We start from the raw sequence: 21,035 nt of genomic DNA on the forward strand, positions 1-21,035 counted from the left end.
CCCCAAATACTCCCGCCGGAGGCCGCGGGATTTGCGGCGCAAAACCCGCTTCACAACTGAATCCAAGCGGTTTTCAGATCGATGTATTTGTCCAGCGCATGCAACGACTTATCATGGCCATTGCCGGACTGCCCGACACCGCCCAAGGGCACGGTGTTGTCAGACCCGCCATAAGTGTTCACATGCACCACACCGGCCCGAACGCCCGCCACCATCCTGTGCGCGCGGGACAGGTTTGCGGTCCAGACACCCGCCGCCAGGCCAAAGTCGGTGGCGTTGGCAAGGCTCAGCGCCTCGTCCTCACTTTCGAACCTTGTCACTGCCAGCACCGGCCCGAACACCTCGCGCTGAAACAGCGCGTGGTCCTGCGCCACTTGGGTGACAATCGCCGGCGACATATATGTACCACCGGTTTCTTCCAAAATGCGCTTTCCGCCGGTCACCACCTGTCCGCCCTCGGACCGCGCCATATCCATGAAAGACAGGTTGCGGCGCAGCTGTTCTTTCGAATTCACCGCCCCGATCTGGCTGCTGAGGTCCAGCGGGTCGCCCACCCGCAGCGCTTCGGCCTCGGCCTGCAGCATTTCGACAAACGCGTCATGAACCGACGCCTCGACCAGCAGGCGGGACCCCGCGATACAAACCTGCCCGGAGTTGCGAAAGATGCCAGCGGCAGACACTTTGGCCGCCTTGGCCAGATCCGGCGCATCCGCAAAGACGATATTCGGGGACTTGCCGCCCAGTTCCAGATAGCAGCGTTTGAGGTTGGAACGCGCCGAGGCCTCCAGCAGTTTGCGCCCGGTGGCGCCCGAACCGGTGAAGGCCAGCACATCGACATCCATCGAGGCGGCCAGCGCCGCGCCGGTTTCGGCGCCCGCGCCGGTTACTACGTTCAGCACACCATCCGGCAGGCCGCATTCCGAGCAGATTTCTGCCAGCCGCAGCAGCGTCAGCGAGGCGGTTTCAGCCGGTTTCAGCACCACCGAATTGCCCATCGCCAGCGCCGGCGCCAGCTTCCACGCACCAATCATCAGCGGGAAGTTCCAGGGCACGATGGCCCCCACCACGCCAACCGGCATCCGCTGCACCAGCCCCAGCACATCCGGCGCAGTCGGCGCGACCTCGCCCGGCACTTTGTCCAGCGCCTCGGCAAAATAGCGGAAGGTGCCCGCCGCCGATCCCGGCTCGGCCTTCAAGGCCATGTTGAACTCGGTGCCGTTGTCGCGCACGCCCAGCACCGCCAGTTCCACCGCCTCGGCGACTATCCGGTCTGCAATCCTGTGCAGTACTTTTTTCCGTGCGGCGGGGCTCTGTCCCGCCCAGCGGCGGTCCTCATATGCCCGCCGCGCCGAAGCCACGGCGCTTTCAACATCCGTTGCAGAGGCGCCCTGCAGTGTGGTCAGAACAGATCCGTCAACCGGCGAAGCAACTTCGAGTGTCTGGCCCGAACCTTCTTTCCATGATCCTTCAAGAAAGAGTTTTTGCGGCGCCACATCAAGCTGCCGAAGCTTGTCGATGCGATGTTGGTCTGCCATTCGGCCTCCTTCAGTTCCTTGTGGTCCTTCAGCACCCGCAGGATGTGGACCGCCAGAACGATGATGATGAGTAGAAACAGGATGAACGCCACCGGGCGATCAATGAAATCAAAGGGTTCTTTTACACGTGCCATTGCGGCGCGCAGTTTCACCTCCATGATGCCGCCCAGAACCATACCCAGGATGATCGGCACCGCAGGCAGCGACAGGCGTTTCAGCACATAGCCAAGGATACCAAACGCCGCCGCCATCACGCAGTCGGTGGCGGAGTTGCGCAAGCTGTAGACGCCGACAAAGCTGAGCGTCAGGATGCAGACGCCCAGGAAACGGTTGGGGATGCGCACCACCTGGATCAGCGACTTGGTAGCAAAGAGCAGGAAGACAAGAACCAGGACATTCAGCAGCAGCAATGCGAGGTACAGTGCCACCACGAAATCCATGTCGTTCTGAAACAGTCCCGGCCCCGGCACCACGTTGTGCACATAAAAGACCGACAGCATCATCGCCGTCAGCGCCTCACCCGGAATGCCCAGCGCCAGCAATGGCACCATGGCGGCGGCCGGCACCGCATTGTTGGCGGTCTCTGCCGCGATCAGCCCCTCGGAGGAGCCGTTGCCAAAGTCCTGCGGCCGTTTCGAAGTTTTCTGCGCATAGGTGTAGGACATGAACTGGGCAGTGAATTCGCCGACGCCGGGTACCATGCCCATCAGCACGCCGAAAGTTGCCGAAACCCCTGCAACCCGAGGATGGCGCGTCAGCTCGCGCAGGCCCTGGAACATGCCGCCGCGCAGGCGGGTCATGCGGACCTTTTCGTCTTCGTCCGTCAGCAGCACAAAGGCCTGCGAGATTGCAAACAGCCCCAGCACCACCACGATCAGGTTGATGCCGCCGCCCAGGAAATCCTGCCCGAAGGTATAGCGCTGGGTGTATTTTACCGGCTCCAGCCCGATGGTCTGCAGAAAGATCCCGAAACAGGCCAGGGCGCCGGCAATCAGCGCCTGGCCGCGATGGGCGACCACCACCAGGATGAGGCCCAGAAGGGCGGCCATGAAAATCTCGCGCGAGCCGAACATGGGCGCGATTTTGGCCAGCACCGGGGCAAACAGGATCAGGCAGATGACCGAGAAGATACCGCCAAAGAAGCTGGCGGAATAGGCAAGGCTCAATGCCCGCTGCGGCTCGCCCCGCGCCGTCATCGGATAGCCGTCATAGGTGGTCAGCGCGTTGACCGCAGTGCCGGGGGTATTGATCAGGATCGCCGGAATGGCGCCGCCATACATAGACGAGCCGTAAATCCCCAACAGCACCGTCAGGCCCACAATCGGATCCATCGAAAACGTCGCGGGCAGCAGGATGGCAATCGCCACCGCCGGGCCGACACCAGGGATGGCGCCGATCAGCACGCCGCCGACTGAACCCGCCAGCAGTGCCAGCGCCACGTCCCAGCGCATCAGGATCTCAATGGCAGAAAGGATAAGGTCCATGACGGGTACTCAGAGATAGAGAATGAAGAAACTGCGGACCGGCCCCGGCAGATACTCATACAGCACTGCCCCCGGAATCTTGACCGACAGAACAGCTTTGAACAGCACAACCACGACCACAGCAAAGACGGCACTGATCGACAGCATGAAGCGGCTGCGATAGCCCATCCGCCAGCTGAGAAGCGGCATGAAGGCCAGCGTCACGGGCAGATAGCCTATGATGGGCACCAGCAGCACATACCCCATGAACCAGCCGGCAAACTCCAATACCTGCGCCCAGCGCCTGACCTCCCGCAGGTCATAGCGGCTGACCCGCCGCCAGGGCAGTTTGTACAGGTGCAGTCCGCCCATCAGCACCATGCCGCCAATGGCGACAGCTGGCCAGAACCGGGGCTGGGCAAACAGCTTGGTTTTGTTGACCCAGGCGGTCTGCTCTGTGATCAGGACCAGCAGCAGCAGCGCAGCCGCCACCAGAAACAAGGCAAAAACCAGCTGTCCGCGCCGTGGTCCGGCAAAGCGGTGTTCACGTTCCGAAGGCATGTGAGATGTTCATTGTCCGCGCGATTGAAAGGGCACCGGGACCCATCAGGGCCCCGATGCAGGGGGGAGGATTACTCCGACAGCAGGCCGCTGATGCGGGCCATGGTGCCGATATCATTGGCAACCCGTGCCGCGCTGTCGTCGGCGCTTTGCCAATAGACCAGCGCGCCGGTCTCCTTGGCGACATTCTGGGCGCGTTCGCTCATCACCGCCTTTTCCGCAACCGCGATGATCTTGTCGCGCACATCCTGCGGAGTGTCTTTGGTCACGAACAGACCGTTCCACAGCGCGATGTTCAGGCTCTCGTCCAGCTCGCCGATGGTGGGCGCGTCGGGGGCCAGCGGGATGCGCTGATCCGTGATCGAGACCAGCACCTTGACCTGATCCAGGCAGGGCAGCACCAGCTGCAGCGTGGTGTTGATCACATCCGCATCGCCCGAGGCCAGCGTGTTGCAGTCCAGCGCGTCAAAGGCCGCGTCGGAACCCCACTCAAACCCGGCGTTCTTGGCGTAAGCCTTGGTCACTTGGGTCGGGGTCAGCACATCGCCGAAGTGGCCCAGCGCCACGTCGTTTTCCTTGGCATAAGCGGCCAGCTCTTCCATCGTGCTGTAGGGCGCATCGCCAGATGTGGCGATCACAAAGGGATAGGTCAGGAATATCCCCAGCGGGTCGAATTTCTCAGGCGTCAGCGGCGGGATGTCGATCTGATGGCCCATCACTGGTACGCCGATCACGAAGGAGCCGATGGTATAACCATCGCTCGGTGCATTGGCGACTTCGATGGCACCGGGGAACGGCCCGCCGCCGCCGCCCGGTTTGTTCACCACAGCAGCCGCAACGCCGTATTCGTTCTGAAAATCCTCGGCGATCATCCGCGTCAGGACATCCTCCAGATCACCCGGCGGCCACGGCACGATAAAGTTCACCGGCTTCTCCGGATATTCGGCCTGCGCGGCAACCGCGCCCAGCCCCAGTGCCGCCGCTGCGGCTGCACCTTTCATGAGGGTCTTGAGTTTCATCGTTTTCCTCCCAGTTTTCTTCCCGGCCGTTGCCGATGGTTCGTTATTTGAACCGTTGGTTTGAATTTAGATTGACAGGCAGCCCGCTTATCTGTCAACAAAATTGCATCAAAGGTGCGTCTTTTTCCAAAGGCACCACCTGCCAAAACCAAACAGGGAGAACGGACAGGCCCATGGGAACGGTATCCAAAGCCTTGTCATTACTGACATATTTCAATCACGGCCGGACCGGGATCGGGCTCAGCGACCTCACTCGCCTGTCCGGCATGAACAAGGCCACCGTCTTTCGGCTGATGAGCGAGCTGCAGGAATCAGGTTTTGTCGAACAGACCGACGGCGACCGCATGTACCGGCTTGGCCCCCAGGTTCTGCGCCTGGCCGCCCTGCGCGAGGCGGCGGTTCCGATACTTTCGGTCTCGCGCCGTGTGCTGCGTGATCTGAGCGACGAGACCGGCGAAACCACCCACCTGTCGCTGTTGCAGGGCAGCCAGCTGAATTCGCTGTCGCATGCCTATTCCCCGCGCCACGCAACCAAGGTGATGATGGAGGACGCCGAAGTGCTGACCTTTCATGGCACCAGTTCCGGCATGGCGGTGCTGGCCTATGCCGACCCCTGCTTTGCTGACGCGGCACTGGCACAGCCGTTACAGGCCCACACACCTGAGACGATCACCGATCCGCAGGACATCCGCGCCCAGCTGGCAGTTGTCCGCAGCACTGGAATGGCCCAGTCCATTGGCGGGTTCGAGGCGGATGTGCATTCCCACGCAGTGCCGGTCTTTGGCCCCGACCGCCAGGTGATCGGCGCGCTCGCCGTGGCCGCGCCGGTGTCCCGCATGACCACTGAACAGAAACAACGGATCCCTGCGGCGCTCCGCCGCGCGGGCGCCACCCTTACCCATCGCATCGGCGGCTCGGCGCCTGCGGAATATCCGCAGGACGGTGCCGCCTGACTTCCCCCTCTCCGGCCCCGGCGCGGGCCGCATCCAGGAGCTGACCCCATGAAAGACTCCAACTTCCTGAAAGAGCACAACGCCAAATCCCTCTGGCATCCGATGGCGCATCCCGGCGACAGCCTGGCCAACCCGCCTGCCATCATCACCTCGGCCCAAGGGGTGAAAATCACCGATATCGACGGGCATGAGGTGGTGGACGCGGTCGGGGGCCTGTGGAACGTGAACCTCGGCTTTTCCTGCCAGCCCGTGAAAGACGCGATTGCCGCGCAGCTGGATGTGCTGCCCTATTACTCCACCTTCCGCGGCACCACCAACGACCAGGTGATCCAGCTGGCCGAGGAGCTGCGCAAGTTCTTCGCGCCCGATGGCCTCACCCGTGCCTTCTTCACCTCTGGCGGATCGGACTCGGTGGAAACCGCCCTCCGGCTGGCACGCCAGTACCACAAGATCCGCGGCGAGGAGGGCCGCACCAAGTTCCTGAGCCTGAAAAAAGGGTACCACGGCACCCACATGGGCGGCGCCTCGGTGAACGGAAACGCCAATTTCCGCACCCAGTACGAACCGCTGCTGCCCGGCTGCTTCCAGATCCCCGCGCCCTATACCTACCGCAATCCGTTCAATGAGACCGACCCCGAACGCCTCGCACAGCTCTGCCTGCAGGCGCTGGAGGACGAGATCGCGTTCCAGGGCGGCGGCACCATCGCGGCCTTCATCATGGAGCCGGTCCTGGGCGCCGGCGGGGTGATCCCTCCGCATGCCAGCTTCATGCCCGGCGTGTGTGAGATCTGCTCCAAAAACGGTATTCTGCTGATCGCAGATGAGGTGATCACCGCCTTCGGCCGCACTGGTTCCTGGACCGGTTCGCGGCACTGGGGTGTGCAACCGGATATGATGGCAACAGCCAAGGCGATCACCAACGGTTACTTCCCTTTTGGTGCCGTGATGATCGCAGACCACATGACGGAGACCTTCGAAAAGGACACCAGCGGAAAGGCCGCCATCGGCCATGGCTACACTTACTCAGGCCATCCTGTAGGCGCTGCAGCAGCGTTGGCCTGCCTTGCCGAGACCCTGCGCCTGAACGTGCCCGAAAACGCCGCCGCCCGCGGCACCCAGATCCATCAGGGGCTGTTGGACCTGCAGCAGAAATACGAGCTGATCGGCGACGTGCGCGGCGGCCACGGGCTGATGAGTGCACTTGAGCTGGTGGCAGACCGCAGCACCAAGGCGCCGGCTGACAAGAAAACCACCGGCACGCTGCAGGAAGCAGCCTATGAGGCCGGCGCGATGGTGCGGGTCTCCGGCCCCAACATCATCCTGTCACCGCCGCTGGTACTGAGTGAGGCTGAGGCCGCAACCATCCTCTCCGCCCTGGACGCAGGCCTGGCGGCGGTGAGCTGACACCCGCGCCAGACGCTTCCCCGCCCGGACCGCCAGGTCCGGGCGCCACCAAATACCATGGCGGGCCCGAAGCATATGCTTCGGGCCCGCGCCTTCGGCGGCGCCGCTGACGCGGCGCGGTTGCGGGATACGGATACGGGCGCAGCTGCCGCAGCCGCGCCCGTTTCCATGTCCCTTGCAGGGATCCCGCTGTGAATATCAGATAAAATGCACGTAGAAATCACGCATGCCGTCGCCTTCCAGATCACGGGTCTTGCGCACTTCTTTGCGTTTCATGAAGACGTGGTTGGCGACCAGCTCCGGCCCGACAGCTTCTGCCAGAACGGTGTCCTTCTCCAGATCACTCACTGCCCCTTTCAGATCAGCCGCCGTGCCTTCGCGTGCGTCAGTCCGGTCAAAGCCGTCGCCAGTTTCCATCGGCGGCAGCTGATGGCTGTTCTCCACCCCCAACCGTGCAGCATGAAGCACCGCCGCCACCGCCGTGTAGGGATTGGCCGACGCATCCGCCATCCGGTGCTCCAGCCGCGCCTTGGAGCCGCCTTCGGAACTGATCCGCGTGGTCACATTGCGATGATCGCCGCCCCAGTTCTGCCAATACCCCGACAGCGATCCCGGCTGCAGCCGCATATAGCTGTTGGCGGTTGGCGCAATCAGCCCCGCAAGCCCCTTGTGGTGATGCAACAGCCCAGCCAGGCAGCCGCGGGCCAGATCATTCATATGCTCCGGCCCGCCCTGCGGCCCTGAAGACAGCGCATTGCCGCCCGCCTCATCGGCAAAGGAGAAGTTGATATGCATACCCGAGCCGCCAGCCTCGGCCACCGGTTTCGGCATGAAGGTCAGGATAATGCCGTATTCCAGCGCCACCTCCCGCGCCATCAGGCGGAACAGCACGATGTCATCCACCGCCTTCACCGCATCATCAAAGGTCAATGTGTATTCAAACTGCGGACTGTCGAATTCGGCAGTGATCATGTCGAGCGAAAAACCCATATCATCAGCCATCGCCCAGATCCGGTCGTTGAACCGCAACGGATCGGCAAACGGCCCGGTGCCATAGACCACCCCGCCCGGCGCATCATAGGGCATCAGCCGCCCGCGGTCATCCGCCTGCAGGGCAAAGGCCTCCAGCTCGATCCCGACTTTCGGCGTCAGCCCGTGTTTTTGCCAATCCGCGACCGCCCGCTTCAACGCCCAGCGCGGACACAGCGGCAGCGGCTGACCCTCATCATCATACAAATCCCCCAGCACCACTTTGGTCGAGGCATGCCAACTGTCCCGGATGTCGTCATGCAACCACTTCAGCTCCATATCCGGCAGACCCTGTTTGACCATCGCCCCCGGCGCATCCAGCAGGTCCCTGTCATAATGGGTGCCAAAGACCGACCGGCAGAACCGGGTCGAGTCATCGCCGATCTTGGAATTCGGCAGGTATTTCCCCCGCATGATGCTGAGGTGGTCGCAAAACATCGCGCGCAGGCGGGTTTTCATGGCTCAAGCCCTTCCCAGTTGAACAGTCGTCGGCATCGAGCACCGCATCTTATTACTTAACATATTTAACGGTTTTCGCAGAGTCTTTCCTGTGAGACAGCCCATTTGTCAGGCAGCCTCCACCCGTACCGGCAGCGACTTGAGTCCGCCGACAAAGTTTGAACGCAGGAACTTATGCGGCCCCGCCGCCTCGATATGGGTGATCCGTTTGGCCAATTCCTGAAACAGCACCGTCACCTCCAGCCGCGCCAGCCACATGCCCAGGCAGACATGCGGACCGAACTGGCCGAACGACAGATGCCGGTTCGGGCTGCGGTGAAGATTCACGTGAAATGGATCTTCGAAATACCCGTCATCCCGGTTCGCCGAAGCAAACCAATACAGCACCTTGTCGCCTTCGCGGATGGTCTTGCCATGCATCTCCACATCCCGCGTCGCGGTGCGGCGGAAGTACAGCGCGGGCGTGGCCCAGCGGATGATCTCATCTGCCGCCGTCTCCCATACCGCGCCGCCCGCCTGCATCTGCGCCAGCAGCTCCGGCTGATGGCACATCGCCTGGATACCTGCGGCAATCGAATACCGCGTGGTGTCATTGCCCGCCGCAACCAGCAGGCAGAAGAAATTGCGGAACTCGGTCTCAGTAATGACCGAACCATCCTTGGCCGGTTCCAGGATCAGATCCAGCACACCGGATGTATCCCCCTTGCGCGCTTTTGCCTCCATCAGCTCTTTGGCATAGGCGTACAGCTCCGCCCCGGCGGGAGAGTTGAAGGGCATCATCCGGAACTCATCCGTCTGCATCTTGTCCAGCACATGCGAGGTGAAATCCGGATCAGTATTGGCAATCAGCGCGTCGCCTTTTTCGACCAGCCAGGGCAGATCCTCCGCCGGCAGGCCCACCACCCGGCCCAGCATCCGCATCGGCAACTGACGGGCGATTTCCTTGGTTGCGTCAAATTCCCCTTTGGCCAGCGCCTGATCCAGAATCTCCGCACAAAGGTCGCGGATATCCTGCTCATACTGCGCCATGGTGGTTTTTGAGAACGCCTTCAGCAGTTTCATCCGCACTTTGGAATGATCCGGCGGATCGGTTTCCTGAAAGGTGCGCCGCGCCAGGTATTCCTCGTAGGATTGATCCTCCATCCGGATCCCGCGGGCCGAGGAGAACACCTCGGTGTTCTTGTTCATCACCGTGATGTCTTCATAGCGGGTGACCGACCAGAAATTCTTGCCGCCCGCATATTCGGTCCAATGCAGCGGGTCCTCGCGCCGCAGCCGCGCAAAGGTGTTGTGCGGCGCACCATCGGCAAAGACGTCATGGCTGCTCAGATCCGCAAAGCCGTCATCGGTGGGGGTCCAAACTGTCATTGCGGGCTTCCCTAACTTGCTTACGGATGTATATTAATAGTGACCTTAAATATGTAAATGATAATCTTGCGAGCGCTCTCATGCATTTGGCCATTCTGATGACCAACACCGACGAAAGCGAATTTGCCCAAAGGCACCCAAAGGACGGGGAAAAATTCACCGATCTGATCCGGATAGCCCGGCCAGACTGGCGTACTTCGGTGTTTACCGTGAAAGAAGGAGATTTCCCGCAGGACCTGTTTGCTTTTGGCGGCGCAATGATCACCGGCAGCCCGGCCTCGGTCCGCTCCGGTGCCCCCTGGGTGGCGCAGCTGCTGGACTTGATCCGCGACGCCCATTCCCGGAAATTCCCGCTGTTCGGCGCCTGCTTCGGCCATCAGGCCATCGCGCTGGCCCTTGGCGGCGGCCTGGATCTCAACCCAGACGGCTGGGTGCACGGGCTGACCCGCAACAAATTGCTGAACCGCCCGGACTGGGCCGCACCGTTACCGGATGAGGTGAAGCTTTACGGCTCCCACCGCGAATGCGTCAGCACACTGCCGCCAGACGCAACCCCGCTCAGTGGATGGAATGGCATGAACACTGGCTTCACCCTGGGACGCCACATCTTCACCACCCAGCACCACCCGGAAATGTCCCGCAGCTTCATGACAGCGCTGACCGAAGAAATGCAGCAGGCCCTCAGCCCCGAAGCACACGCCCGCGCGCTGGACAGCCTTACCGGGCGCTCAGACCAGCAAGCCTTTGCCGAGAGCCTCGCCCGCTTCTTCGAGCAAGCCCGGCAACCCTGACCCGCCGGCTTCTTTCTGGTCAAAAACACCCCCGCCGGAGGCACGGGACCGCCAGGTCCCGTTCAACTCAAATGTCAGCCCAGCGCAGCCAGAAGATCCATCACGGTGACCTGATCAAACTGCACATGGGATATCATCGCCGCCTCCGCTCCCTCACGGTCATGGGCAGTGATCAGCACAGAAATCTCCCGGTGTTCCTTGGCGGATTGGGCAATGGCGCCGGGGTAACGGTAGCGCGCCCGGTAATACGCCATCAGCTTGCGTGCATTGGTTTTGATCATCTCGACCAGAAAGGGGTTGCCCGATCCTTCGGCCACACAGGCATGAAACCGCAGGTTCAGCTGGTAATAGCCCGCCGGATCACCATCGCCCTTTTCCGCTGCATGCTTTTCACATGCCGCAACCGCCGCCTCCAGCTCCCTGGCCTGGACCGGAGACAGCCGCCGTGCTGCCAGCGCCGCCGCCTGGCCCTCAAGCCGGGCATGGACTTCCAGAATTGCCAGAAACTCCTCCAGCGTCGGCTTGAACAGCACCGCGCCCTTGCGCGGCAGCCGTTTGATCAAGCCAATGGCTTCCAGCTGGATAAAGGCTTCTCGCACCGGCGTGCGGGAGACACCGTGACGCTCCACCAGCTCGCTCTCCTCCAGCGGCGCGCCGGGCACCAGCCGACCCGCCTCGATGTCCTGAAGGATTGCGTTCAGAACCTGCTCTGTCTGACCTGCCATTGCGCCGCCTTTGATGCGTTTGCGGCCAATTTATGCCTGTGCTCCCTGCATGGCAACGCGCAATAGGGGGCCCTGCCCCCGCCCTGCGGGCTCCCCCGGAGTATTTGTGCAAAGGTGAATGTGCAGCGCAGTTATTGCGGCACCGGCCCGCGGTATTTCTCTGTCAGCTCCGGCGCCGCCTCATCCGCCTTATAGACGCCCAGCAGAATGCCCTTGCGCCCTGATTTCCCACGGCGCGCCTTGATCTGCCCATCCGACAGGGTGATCCGCTGCGACATCCTGAGGCCCCATTCCAGCAGCCGGTCATACATCAGATCAATGATCTCCTGATGCGCATCACCCTTGGCCAGGTCCACAAGTTCTTCCGGATCGCTTTCCATGTCGAACAGCATCGGCCGCAGCCCGCCTTCGGCATGCATGAACTTCCAGCGCTTGTCCGTCACCATGAACAGCCGCGCGTCCTTGGGCTCCAGCCCCAGCTTTTCGCACAGCGGCATGGTGGAATAGTCGAACTCGGCAATTGCATACTCCCGCCAGGCCGGGGTTTCACCGCGCAGGAACGGCATCAGCGAGCGCCCCTCCAGGATATGCGGCGCCGGATCGCCGCCCGCCGCCTCCAGGAAGGTCGGCAACAGGTCGATCGCCTCCACCAGTTCATCGCAGGTTGTTCCACGTGCAGCATCAGCCTCCGCGCGCGGGTCGTAGATGATCAGCGGCACCTTGATGGAGGGGTCATGGAACAGGTTCTTCTCGCCCAGCCAATGATCGCCCAGATAATCGCCATGGTCCGAGGTCACCACGATCATCGTGTCCTGCATCCGCCCGGTATCTTGCAGCCAGGCAAACAAGCGGCCCATCTGGTCGTCGGCCTGTTTGATCAGCCCCATGTAGGCGGGGATCACCTTGTTTCGCACCTCATCCCGGCTGAAGGTCTTGCCAATCCGGTTGTTCATCATGCCGTCAAACACCGGATGCGCCGCGTCACGTTCCGCGTCCGAGCGCACCACCGGCAGCACATGCTCCGCCCCGTACATATTGTGATACGGCGCAGGCACGATATAGGGCCAATGCGGTTTGATATAGCTGAGATGCGCACACCAAGGGCCGTTGGCCTGATCAATAAACGCCATCGCCTGAGTTGTCAGCCATGGGGTTTCACTGTCTTCCTCGGCGATATTGGCAGGTTTATCCGCGTTGACCATGAACCAGCCGGAAGCAACGTCACTCCCCTCGACCCCGGCGTTGGCAAAGTCGTTCCAGGGGTTATCACCCGGGTAGCCCTGTTGCTTCAGGTACTCATTATAGGGGCTGTGTTTTTGGTCATAAAACCCGTCCGGCCCTTCTGCCCACAGCCCGTCATCCCGCACCCACGGGTCAAACCCGCATTCCGACTGGCGCACGCCGATTACGCTGTCCGGCGCCAGCCCCAGCCGCTGCATCCCTTCCGCATCAGCCACCATATGCGTCTTGCCGATCAGGTGGCAGCCCATGCCCGCCTTGCGCAGATGGTCGCCCATGGTCCATTCCCCCACCCGCAGGGGGTAGCTGTTGAACTGCACCCCATGGCTGGAAGGGTAGCGCCCGGTATAGCTCGACATCCGCGACGAGCCGCAGGTGGGCGATTGCACATAGGCGCGGGTAAAGCGCACGCCCCTGGCCGCCAGCCCATCAATGTGGGGCGTATGCAGATGCGGATGGCCAGCGCAGCTTAGATAATCGAACCGCAGCTGGTCGAACATGATGTAAAGAATGTTCATCGGCACCTCCCGTTAAGTTCCGGAATTATTGAACACGTGAAGCAAAATGGCGAGGATGAATTGCCTCAACAGCCACCCCCCCGGCGGCGCACTCTCCGCCCGCAGTTTTTCCAAAGGCAAGACATAACATGACCGATACACCCGATCCCGGAACCATCCGCGCAGCCCGGTGCGAAGACGCCTCCTGTCTGGCGGCCCTGTCCATCGAAGTGTGGATTGGCACATATTTGCGCCAAGGCATCAGCAGCTTCTTTGCGGACTATGCGCTTGGCCAATTCACCCGCGAACACTTTCTTGATCTTGTGAACCGCCCTGCAGAAACGCTGCTGGTTTCAGAAAACAGGGAAGGAATAGACGGCTATATCCGGGTGTCACACGGCAACCCCTGCCCAGGCGGCAGCAGCTCAGAAACTGAGATCTCCACTCTCTACGTGCAGCCCCGGCACCAGGGTAAGGGCCTGGGACAATCCCTGCTTGCTGCGGGGATAGAGGCGTGCCGCACCAACGGCTGGGACGCCCCGTGGCTGGTCACCAACTCAGAAAACAAAGGCGCCATCGCCTTCTATCTCAGCCACGGCTTTGAAAAATCGGGCCTCACCCATTTTCAGGTTCAGGACAGACGCTACCCCAACGACGTCCTGCACTGCATTGATTTTTAAAACCGGATCACAGCGCATGTACCGGCGAAGGATTGAAGCCAGCAGGACTCGTTACACAATTTCAGCTCTTGGAATTTTTCCGTTACATTTAACTTGCCGCGAATCATCTTCCGGCGTATCACCGACCCAACGGTCGGCTTATCCCTGCCGCCGCCACAGGAGACGCGAACACCCATGGATGCTTTCATCTGCGATGCCACCCGCACCCCGATCGGCCGCTACGGCGGCGCGCTGAGCCAGGTGCGGACCGATGACCTTGCCGCCCTGCCGATTGCCGCCCTGGCGGCGCGCAACCCGGATGCGGACTGGGGTACCTTGGATGACGTGATCCTGGGCGACGCCAACCAAGCCGGCGAAAGCAACCGCAATGTCGCCCGCATGGCCGCCCTGCTGGCAGGCCTGCCTGCCACCGTGCCCGGCACCACCATCAACCGCCTCTGCGCCTCCGGCATGGATGCGGTCGGCATGGCATCGCGCGGTATCAAGGCGGGTGATTATGACATGGCCATCGCCGGCGGTGTTGAGAGCATGTCGCGCGCACCCTTTGTGATGCCCAAGGCAACCTCCGCCTTCACCCGCGCCAATGAAGTTTATGACACCACCATCGGCTGGCGTTTCGTGAACAAGAAAATGCACGAGATGTACGGCACCGATTCCATGCCGCAGACTGCCGACAATGTCGCCGCAGACTATGGCATTTCCCGCGACGATCAGGACGCCTTTGCTGCCCGCAGCCAGGCCCGCTGGGCCGCAGCGCATGAGGCGGGCCTTTTCAACGACGAAATCACCCCGGTCACCATCCCCCAGCGCAAGGGTGAAGCCCTGGTGGTGGACACCGACGAACACCCGCGCCCCGGCACCTCGGCTGAAAAGCTGTCAGGCCTGAAAGGTGTGAATGGCCCGGACAAGACCGTGACGGCCGGCAATGCCTCCGGTGTCAATGACGGTGCTGCGGCGATCCTGATGGCAAATGAAGCCGCGGCCGCGAAAAACGGCTTAAAACCGATGGCCCGCATCGTCGGCATGGCCGCCGCCGGGGTTGAGCCGCGCATCATGGGCATCGGCCCGGTGCCTGCGACCCGCAAGGTGCTGGCCCGCACCGGTCTGACCATCGACCAGATGGACGTGATCGAACTGAACGAGGCATTCGCCTCGCAGGGCCTCGCCACCCTGCGCGAGCTTGGCCTTTCGGACGATGCGCCCCATGTTAATCCCAACGGCGGTGCAATTGCACTGGGCCACCCGCTTGGCATGTCAGGCGCCCGGCTGGTGCTGACTGCCGCCTATCAATTGCAACGCACCGGCGGGCGTTATGCGCTTTGCACCATGTGCGTCGGCGTTGGACAGGGCACTGCCCTGATCCTGGAACGCGTGTAACAAACCCAAGGGAGGTCCCAGACATGTATGCTCAGATGGTCAAATCCGAAGCGACCCAGGACGATCCGGAACAGCTGGCGGCCTTTCAGGCGCGCATCGACGCGGGCGAGAAGATCGAGCCCAAGGACTGGATGCCCGAAGGCTACCGCAAGACGCTGATCCGCCAGATCGGCCAGCACGCGCATTCGGAAATCGTCGGCCAGCTGCCAGAGGGCAACTGGATCACCCGCGCGCCGACGCTGGAGCGCAAGGCGATCCTGCTTGCCAAGGTTCAGGATGAGGCAGGCCATGGCCTGTACCTCTATTGTGCGGCGGAAACGCTGGGCGTGTCCCGCGACGAGATGACCGAAATGCTGCTGGACGGGCGCATGAAGTATTCGTCGATCTTCAACTATCCGACGCTGAACTGGGCCGACATCGGTGCGGTCGGCTGGCTGGTTGACGGTGCGGCGATCATGAACCAGGTGCCGCTGCAGCGGACCTCCTTCGGCCCCTATTCGCGCGCGATGATCCGCGTCTGCAAGGAAGAAAGCTTTCACCAGCGCCAGGGCTATGACGCCATCCGCAAGATGGCCGAAGGCACGCCCGAGCAGAAGAAGATGGCCCAGGATGCGCTGAACCGCCTGTGGTATCCGTCGCTGATGATGTTCGGCCCGTCCGACAAGGACTCGGTCCATTCCGCCCAGTCGATGGCCTGGAAGATCAAGATGAACACCAATGACGAGCTGCGCCAAAAGTTTGTCGACCAGACCGTGCCGCAGGCCGAATACCTGGGCCTCACCGTTCCCGACCCGGACTTGAAGTGGAACGAGGAGCGCGGCCATTATGACTACACCGACCCGGACTGGAACGAATTCTTTGACGTGATCAAGGGCAACGGCCCCTGCAACGTGGACCGCCTTGCCGCCCGCAACAAGGCCTGGGACGACGGCGAATGGGTCCGCGACGGGCTGTTGGCGCATGCCAAAAAGAAGGCCGCGCAAAAGCACGCTGCCGAGTAACCCCAAGCATTCCGGCGCTCTGCCCGTTTTCGAACACTGCGGCGGCGCCCCCTCAGCCAGGAGGATTTAAGACATGAAAAACGAATGGCCCCTCTGGGAAGTCTTCATCCGCGGCCAGCACGGGATGAGCCACCGCCACGTCGGCTCCCTGCACGCGCCGGACGCCGAGATGGCGATCAAGAACGCCCGCGACGTCTATACCCGCCGCAACGAAGGCGTGTCGATCTGGGTGGTGGAAGCCAACCACATCGCCGCGTCCTCGCCCAGCGACAAGGGCCCGCTTTATGAGCCGTCGGAGAGCAAGGTCTACCGCCACCCGACCTTCTTCGACATCCCCGAAGAAGTGGGGGCAATGTAATGACCCGCCCGCTTAACAAAGATGAGGCATTCACCCAGTTCCTGCTGCGGATGGGGGATAACACCTTGATCCTCGGCCACCGGGTCAGCGAATGGTGCGGCCATGCGCCGGTGCTGGAAGAGGACATCGCGCTGGCCAACACCGCGCTGGACATGATCGGCCAGACCCAGATGTGGCTAGGCCTCGCGGCTGAGGTACAGGGAGACGGCAAATCCGCCGACGATCTGGCTTTCCTGCGCGATGCTTGGGATTTCCGCAACGTGCTGCTGGTGGAAGTGCCGAACGGCGACTTTGGCCGCACGCTGATGCGCCAGTTCCTGTTCGATGCCTGGCATTCGATCCAGCTGGGCCGGCTGATGAAATCCTCGGACGAACGCGTCGCCGCGATTGCCGAGAAGGCCTCGAAAGAAGTGGCTTATCACCTGGAACGTTCCGCCGATACCGTGGTGGGCCTGGGCGACGGTACTGAGGAAAGCCACCGCCGCATGCAGGAAGCACTGGACTATCTCTGGCCCTACGCCGGCGAGATGTTCCAGTCCGACAGCGTGGACGCGGAAATGGTCAAAGCGGGCATCGCACCCGACCCGGCCTCCCTGCGTGAGGAATACGACGCGCTGATCACCCGCATCCTGGGCGACGCAACGCTGACCATCCCGGAAAGCCGTTTTGCCCATAAGGGCGGCCGCACCGGCGCGATGCATACCGAGCACCTGGGCCATCTGCTGACCCAGATGCAATGGCTGCAGCGCGCCTATCCCGGCGCCAAGTGGTAAGGCCACGGCCAAAGAACTGAGGGCGGCCCCCGGCCTCGGGTGGGGGTGAAGCCCCCTCCCGTGGGGGAGGTCGGGGGCTGCCCGGCCTATCGTCCGGGCGGTGCATAGCAAGGATAAACCGCATGAGCCAAGTGACAACTCAGCCAAGCATCAACCAGATCTGGGAGTGGCTCGACGCTGTGCCCGATCCGGAGATCCCGGTGATCTCGCTGGTGGATCTGGGCATCATCCGCGATGTCGCTTGGGAAGGGGAAACCCTCGTGGTCAGCGTCACCCCGACCTACTCCGGCTGCCCGGCAACTGCAGTGATTGCCCTGGATATCGAAACCGCCCTGCGCGGCCACGGTGTTACCGATCTGAGACTGGAAACCCAGATCTCCCCCGCCTGGACCACCGATTGGCTGTCCGACAAGGGCCGCGCCAAGCTGGAGGACTACGGCATCGCCCCGCCCCAGGCCGCAGGCGGCCCGGAAAAATGCCCCAACTGCGGCAGTACACATGTCACCAAGGTCAGCCAGTTCGGCTCGACCCCCTGCAAGGCCCACTGGCGCTGCCAGGACTGCCTTGAACCCTTTGATTATTTCAAGTGCATCTGAGGAGACCCTGATGGCGCGCTTTCACGACCTTGAAGTCACCGACGTCCGTAAAACCATCCGCGATGCGGTGGTTGTCACCCTGAAGCCCGCGGGCGGCGCGGCAGAAGAATTCGATTTCACCCAAGGCCAGTACCTGACCTTCCGCCGCGACTTCGACGGCGAGGAGTTGCGCCGCAGCTACTCGATCTGTGCCGGACGCGATGAGGGCATCCTGCAGGTCGGCATCAAGCGCGTCGACGGCGGCGCGTTTTCAACCTGGGCCAACACCGACCTGAAGGCCGGCGACACCCTGCAGGCGATGGCGCCGATGGGCAGTTTCTTCACCCCGCTTAATGAGGCGGCCGAGAAGCACTACCTGGGCTTTGCCGGCGGTTCCGGCATTACCCCGGTACTGTCGATCCTCAAGACCACGCTGGCGGCAGAGCCGAACGCCTCCTTCACACTGGTCTACGCCAACAAGGGCGTGAACACGATCATGTTCCGCGAGGAGCTGGAGGATCTCAAGAACCTCTACATGGGCCGCTTCAACGTGATCCATGTGCTGGAATCGGACGCGCAGGAAATCGACCTGTTCACCGGTCTGGTGACCGAGGAGAAATGCGCCCAGCTGTTTGAGCGTTGGATAGATATCAAATCGGTCGGCACCGCCTTCATCTGCGGCCCGGAACCGATGATGCTGGGCATCGCCGCCGCGCTGCGCACTGCCGGTCTGGACGACAGCCAGATCAAGTTTGAGCTGTTCGCTTCTGCCCAGCCGGGCCGCGCCAAACGCAAGGCCGCCGCAAGTGATGCTGCCAGCAGCGCCAATCAGACCAAGGCTGCGATCACCTTGGACGGCGCCACCCAGACCATCGAGATGGGCAAGGACATGACCCTGCTGGATGCAGCGTTGGAGAACGCAATGGATGCGCCCTATGCCTGCAAGGCCGGCGTTTGCTCCACCTGCCGCTGCAAGGTGCTGGAGGGTGAAGTCGAGATGGTCGCCAACCATGCGTTGGAGGATTACGAGGTAGAGAAGGGCTATGTGCTGTCCTGCCAGGCCTACCCGGTCACTGACAACGTCGTGGTCGATTACGACCAGTAACGCCTGCCCAAGGGAGAACGGATCATGACTGATGACATGAGTATTGAGAACTACTTGGCTCAGGGCGGCGTGCTCAGCAACCCTTCCAACGTGCCGCCGCGCTACCGCGCCGAACTGATGAAGATGATGGCAACCTTTGTTGACAGCGAATTGGCGGGCGCTGCCGGCTTTGCCGACATCATCAACGAAGGTCCGGGCATCAAGGCGCGCATCGCCGCGGCCAAGATCGTGCTGGAGAAAAGCGACAGCGCCGAAAAAGTCCTGCGCATCATGGGTGACTTCGGCGCGGATATTGAGCGTTATGCCGACCACCACCCCTGGACCGCCCGGCTGGAACGCGGCGCGGATATCGGCCAGAGCCGGACCAAGCACGATATGCGGCTGGCCGTGTTCAACTACCCGCTGGAAGGCTGGGCGGATGCGGTGATGATGAACCTCTTGATGGGCCGTGCGGTGGCACTGCAGCTGGAGGAGATGTCCCATGTCTCCTACCAGCCGCTGGCCGAAGCCTTCCGCGCTATTCTGCCCGTCGAGGCACACCATGCTGAACTGGCCGAAGAGGGCCTGATGGTGCTGGTGGAGGCGCAAGGTACTGATGCCCTGCAGGAGCTGGCAGATTACTGGTGGCCGCGGGTCGCCGCAAGCTTTGGCCAGGAAGCGTCGGAGAAGTTCGAAGGGCTCAAGGCCATGGGTTTGCGCCGCACCCCGAATGCCGGGCTGAAAGCCCGATGGCAGCAGGACGCTGGGGCCATTCTTGGCAAGACCGGGCTGAAACCGGCTGCGTAGCAAACCGGAGCCAGGCACTGCCGTCCAGGCCTGCGCGCATCAAGATGCGCTTGCCCGGTTGGGCCGGGCGCGCCTTGCGGCGCGCAGGACCCTGCCGCCAGCACACGCAAGAGTTGATCAGGTCAGCATTACTGTCCGAATGTTTCGCGCGCGAAACAAATGGGCAGCAATACTGACCTACAAGACGCCACGTCAGATCCGCGACGCCCGCCGCATAAAGCACTGAAAAACATGATACTTGCGCATCTCAAGGCCGCTTTTCCACCCGTCTGGAACGCAAGCCCGTCTGGACGGCCGCAGCAACTCTGCCTAGGTTTCGCCACGTAAAGCGAGGGCAATGAAATGGCAGCGGGCAGCACTATCCGGACCTATTTTGACGGCAAATGGCATGACGGCAACCTGGCGGTGATGCGGGCCGCGGATCATGCGATGTGGCTGGGATCTTCGGTGTTTGACGGCGCCCGGTTCTTTGACGGGGTGACCCCGGATCTGGACCTGCACTGTGCCCGCACCAATGCTTCGGCCCAAGCGCTGATGATGACGCCTACGCTTTCGGCAGAGCAGATGGTGGAGGTAGTCCGCGAAGGGTTGGAGGGGTTTGCAGCTGGTGCTGCGGTCTATATCCGGCCCATGTACTGGGCGGCCGACGGGGATGAAACCCTGATCGCCCCCAAGGCGGACAGCACCTGCTTTGCGGTCAGTCTGGAGGAAATCCCGATGGCGCCGGAAGCTGCTGCGGCAACGCTCACCCGCACCCGCTTCCGCCGTCCCGTCCTGGAAAACGCGGTGGTGAATGCCAAGGCCGGCTGCCTGTACCCCAACAACGCCCGGATGCTGCGGGAGGCACGCAGCAAAGGGTTCTCCAATGCGCTGGCGCTGGATGCGATGGGCAATGTGGCGGAAACCGCGACCAGCAATGTCTTCATGGTGCGCGATGGCGAGGTGTTCACTCCGATCCCAAACGGTACGTTTCTGGCCGGCATCACCCGCGCCCGCCACATCGGCCACATGCGCGCAGACGGTATCAAGGTACATGAGTGCGTGCTAGGCTATCAGGACTTCGAAGAGGCCGACGAGGTCTTTCTCTCCGGCAATATGAGCAAGATCACCCCAGTCACCGCCTTTGACGCGTGCCAGTATCAGGCCGGTCCCGTAGCCAAGCTGGTGCGCGATATGTACTGGGACTGGGCGTCCGGCCAGCGGTAACGTTCTGCGCGCACAGCGCTGCCGGCCAAGGCTCCTGTCCGCCTGCGGCCTTTTTTTGCAAAAGCCCGCGATGCGGTTGGGCATTGCACCGTGCCTGCGCACGGTGCCGCGCCGCGCATCTGCGCGGCGCC

Annotated in this window: 20 protein-coding genes; 12 read left to right on the top strand and 8 right to left on the bottom strand. The window is 62.2% G+C overall.

The annotated features are described in order from the left end of the window. Positions 1–50: 50 nt before the first annotated feature. From K3557_RS14070 to K3557_RS14085, 4 genes are all read right to left on the bottom strand, one after another. Positions 51–1,493 carry an aldehyde dehydrogenase family protein gene (locus K3557_RS14070; protein WP_259999643.1) on the bottom strand — a complete coding sequence of 481 codons (1,443 nt, stop codon included), beginning with the start codon at positions 1,491–1,493 and terminating at the stop codon, positions 51–53. Then, the gene (locus K3557_RS14075) at positions 1,400–3,019 is read right to left on the bottom strand and encodes a tripartite tricarboxylate transporter permease (RefSeq protein WP_259994625.1); all 1,620 of its coding nucleotides are present in this window, start codon (positions 3,017–3,019) and stop codon (positions 1,400–1,402) included. Before K3557_RS14075 ends, K3557_RS14070 begins: the two co-directional genes overlap by 94 nt. A gap of 9 nt (positions 3,020–3,028) precedes the next feature. Continuing rightward, entirely contained in the window at positions 3,029–3,559 is a 531-nt protein-coding gene (locus K3557_RS14080; protein ID WP_259994626.1) for a tripartite tricarboxylate transporter TctB family protein, read from the bottom strand. Between the two features lie 71 nt (positions 3,560–3,630). Beyond that, the gene (locus K3557_RS14085) at positions 3,631–4,578 is read right to left on the bottom strand and encodes a tripartite tricarboxylate transporter substrate binding protein (RefSeq protein WP_259994627.1); all 948 of its coding nucleotides are present in this window, start codon (positions 4,576–4,578) and stop codon (positions 3,631–3,633) included. 173 nt (positions 4,579–4,751) lie between these two features. Between K3557_RS14085 and K3557_RS14090 the strand changes: the two genes are divergently transcribed. Both K3557_RS14090 and K3557_RS14095 read left to right on the top strand, forming a co-directional pair. Beyond that, positions 4,752–5,531 (top strand): IclR family transcriptional regulator, encoded by a 780-nt coding sequence (locus K3557_RS14090; RefSeq protein WP_259994629.1) that lies wholly within the window; start codon positions 4,752–4,754, stop codon positions 5,529–5,531. 48 nt (positions 5,532–5,579) lie between these two features. Then, complete coding sequence (locus K3557_RS14095; RefSeq protein ID WP_259994630.1) at positions 5,580–6,935, top strand: aspartate aminotransferase family protein; 1,356 nt, start codon at positions 5,580–5,582, stop codon at positions 6,933–6,935. A gap of 198 nt (positions 6,936–7,133) precedes the next feature. Here K3557_RS14095 and K3557_RS14100 read toward each other — a convergent pair whose 3' ends face one another. Next, positions 7,134–8,423: a glutamine synthetase family protein gene (locus K3557_RS14100; RefSeq protein WP_259994631.1), complete on the bottom strand. Its 1,290-nt coding sequence runs from the start codon at positions 8,421–8,423 to the stop codon at positions 7,134–7,136. A 108-nt stretch (positions 8,424–8,531) separates the two neighbouring features. After that, positions 8,532–9,791: a cytochrome P450 gene (locus tag K3557_RS14105; RefSeq protein ID WP_259994632.1), complete on the bottom strand. Its 1,260-nt coding sequence runs from the start codon at positions 9,789–9,791 to the stop codon at positions 8,532–8,534. 80 nt (positions 9,792–9,871) lie between these two features. Here K3557_RS14105 and K3557_RS14110 point away from each other — a divergent pair, with 80 nt between their 5' ends. Continuing rightward, positions 9,872–10,582 carry a type 1 glutamine amidotransferase gene (locus K3557_RS14110; protein WP_259994633.1) on the top strand — a complete coding sequence of 237 codons (711 nt, stop codon included), beginning with the start codon at positions 9,872–9,874 and terminating at the stop codon, positions 10,580–10,582. Between the two features lie 74 nt (positions 10,583–10,656). Here the strand turns inward: K3557_RS14110 and K3557_RS14115 are convergent, their stop codons facing one another. Together K3557_RS14115 and K3557_RS14120 are read right to left on the bottom strand one after the other, a co-directional pair. After that, positions 10,657–11,307 (bottom strand): GntR family transcriptional regulator, encoded by a 651-nt coding sequence (locus K3557_RS14115; protein WP_259994634.1) that lies wholly within the window; start codon positions 11,305–11,307, stop codon positions 10,657–10,659. A 131-nt stretch (positions 11,308–11,438) separates the two neighbouring features. Next, entirely contained in the window at positions 11,439–13,064 is a 1,626-nt protein-coding gene (locus K3557_RS14120; protein ID WP_259994635.1) for a sulfatase-like hydrolase/transferase, read from the bottom strand. Positions 13,065–13,192: 128 nt separating this feature from the next. Between K3557_RS14120 and K3557_RS14125 the strand changes: the two genes are divergently transcribed. The 9 genes from K3557_RS14125 (at position 13,193) to K3557_RS14165 (ending at position 20,904) form a co-directional block, all read left to right on the top strand. Beyond that, on the top strand, positions 13,193–13,723 hold the full coding sequence (locus tag K3557_RS14125; RefSeq protein ID WP_259994636.1) for a GNAT family N-acetyltransferase: 531 nt from the start codon (positions 13,193–13,195) through the stop codon (positions 13,721–13,723). Positions 13,724–13,897: 174 nt separating this feature from the next. Next, complete coding sequence (gene pcaF, locus K3557_RS14130; protein ID WP_259994637.1) at positions 13,898–15,100, top strand: 3-oxoadipyl-CoA thiolase; 1,203 nt, start codon at positions 13,898–13,900, stop codon at positions 15,098–15,100. A 23-nt stretch (positions 15,101–15,123) separates the two neighbouring features. Continuing rightward, on the top strand, positions 15,124–16,101 hold the full coding sequence (gene paaA, locus K3557_RS14135; protein WP_027248067.1) for a 1,2-phenylacetyl-CoA epoxidase subunit PaaA: 978 nt from the start codon (positions 15,124–15,126) through the stop codon (positions 16,099–16,101). A gap of 73 nt (positions 16,102–16,174) precedes the next feature. Further along, positions 16,175–16,459, top strand: coding sequence for a 1,2-phenylacetyl-CoA epoxidase subunit PaaB (gene paaB / locus K3557_RS14140; RefSeq protein WP_014879084.1), 285 nt, complete (start codon positions 16,175–16,177; stop codon positions 16,457–16,459). Further along, positions 16,459–17,232: a 1,2-phenylacetyl-CoA epoxidase subunit PaaC gene (gene paaC / locus K3557_RS14145; RefSeq protein WP_102853986.1), complete on the top strand. Its 774-nt coding sequence runs from the start codon at positions 16,459–16,461 to the stop codon at positions 17,230–17,232. Before paaB ends, paaC begins: the two co-directional genes overlap by 1 nt. A 122-nt stretch (positions 17,233–17,354) precedes the next feature. Continuing rightward, positions 17,355–17,828, top strand: a complete 474-nt coding sequence (paaD, locus tag K3557_RS14150; protein ID WP_102853985.1) for a 1,2-phenylacetyl-CoA epoxidase subunit PaaD — start codon at positions 17,355–17,357, stop codon at positions 17,826–17,828. A 10-nt stretch (positions 17,829–17,838) separates the two neighbouring features. After that, positions 17,839–18,912: a 2Fe-2S iron-sulfur cluster-binding protein gene (locus tag K3557_RS14155; RefSeq protein ID WP_259994638.1), complete on the top strand. Its 1,074-nt coding sequence runs from the start codon at positions 17,839–17,841 to the stop codon at positions 18,910–18,912. 24 nt (positions 18,913–18,936) lie between these two features. Continuing rightward, a complete protein-coding gene (locus K3557_RS14160; RefSeq protein ID WP_259994639.1) occupies positions 18,937–19,698 on the top strand; it encodes a Phenylacetic acid catabolic protein in 762 nt (253 codons plus the stop codon). A gap of 342 nt (positions 19,699–20,040) precedes the next feature. Further along, a complete protein-coding gene (locus K3557_RS14165) occupies positions 20,041–20,904 on the top strand; it encodes a branched-chain amino acid aminotransferase (protein WP_259994640.1) in 864 nt (287 codons plus the stop codon). The last annotated feature ends 131 nt before the right edge of the window (positions 20,905–21,035 follow it).

Source organism: Leisingera sp. M523 (assembly GCF_025141335.1).
Classification (GTDB): domain Bacteria; phylum Pseudomonadota; class Alphaproteobacteria; order Rhodobacterales; family Rhodobacteraceae; genus Leisingera.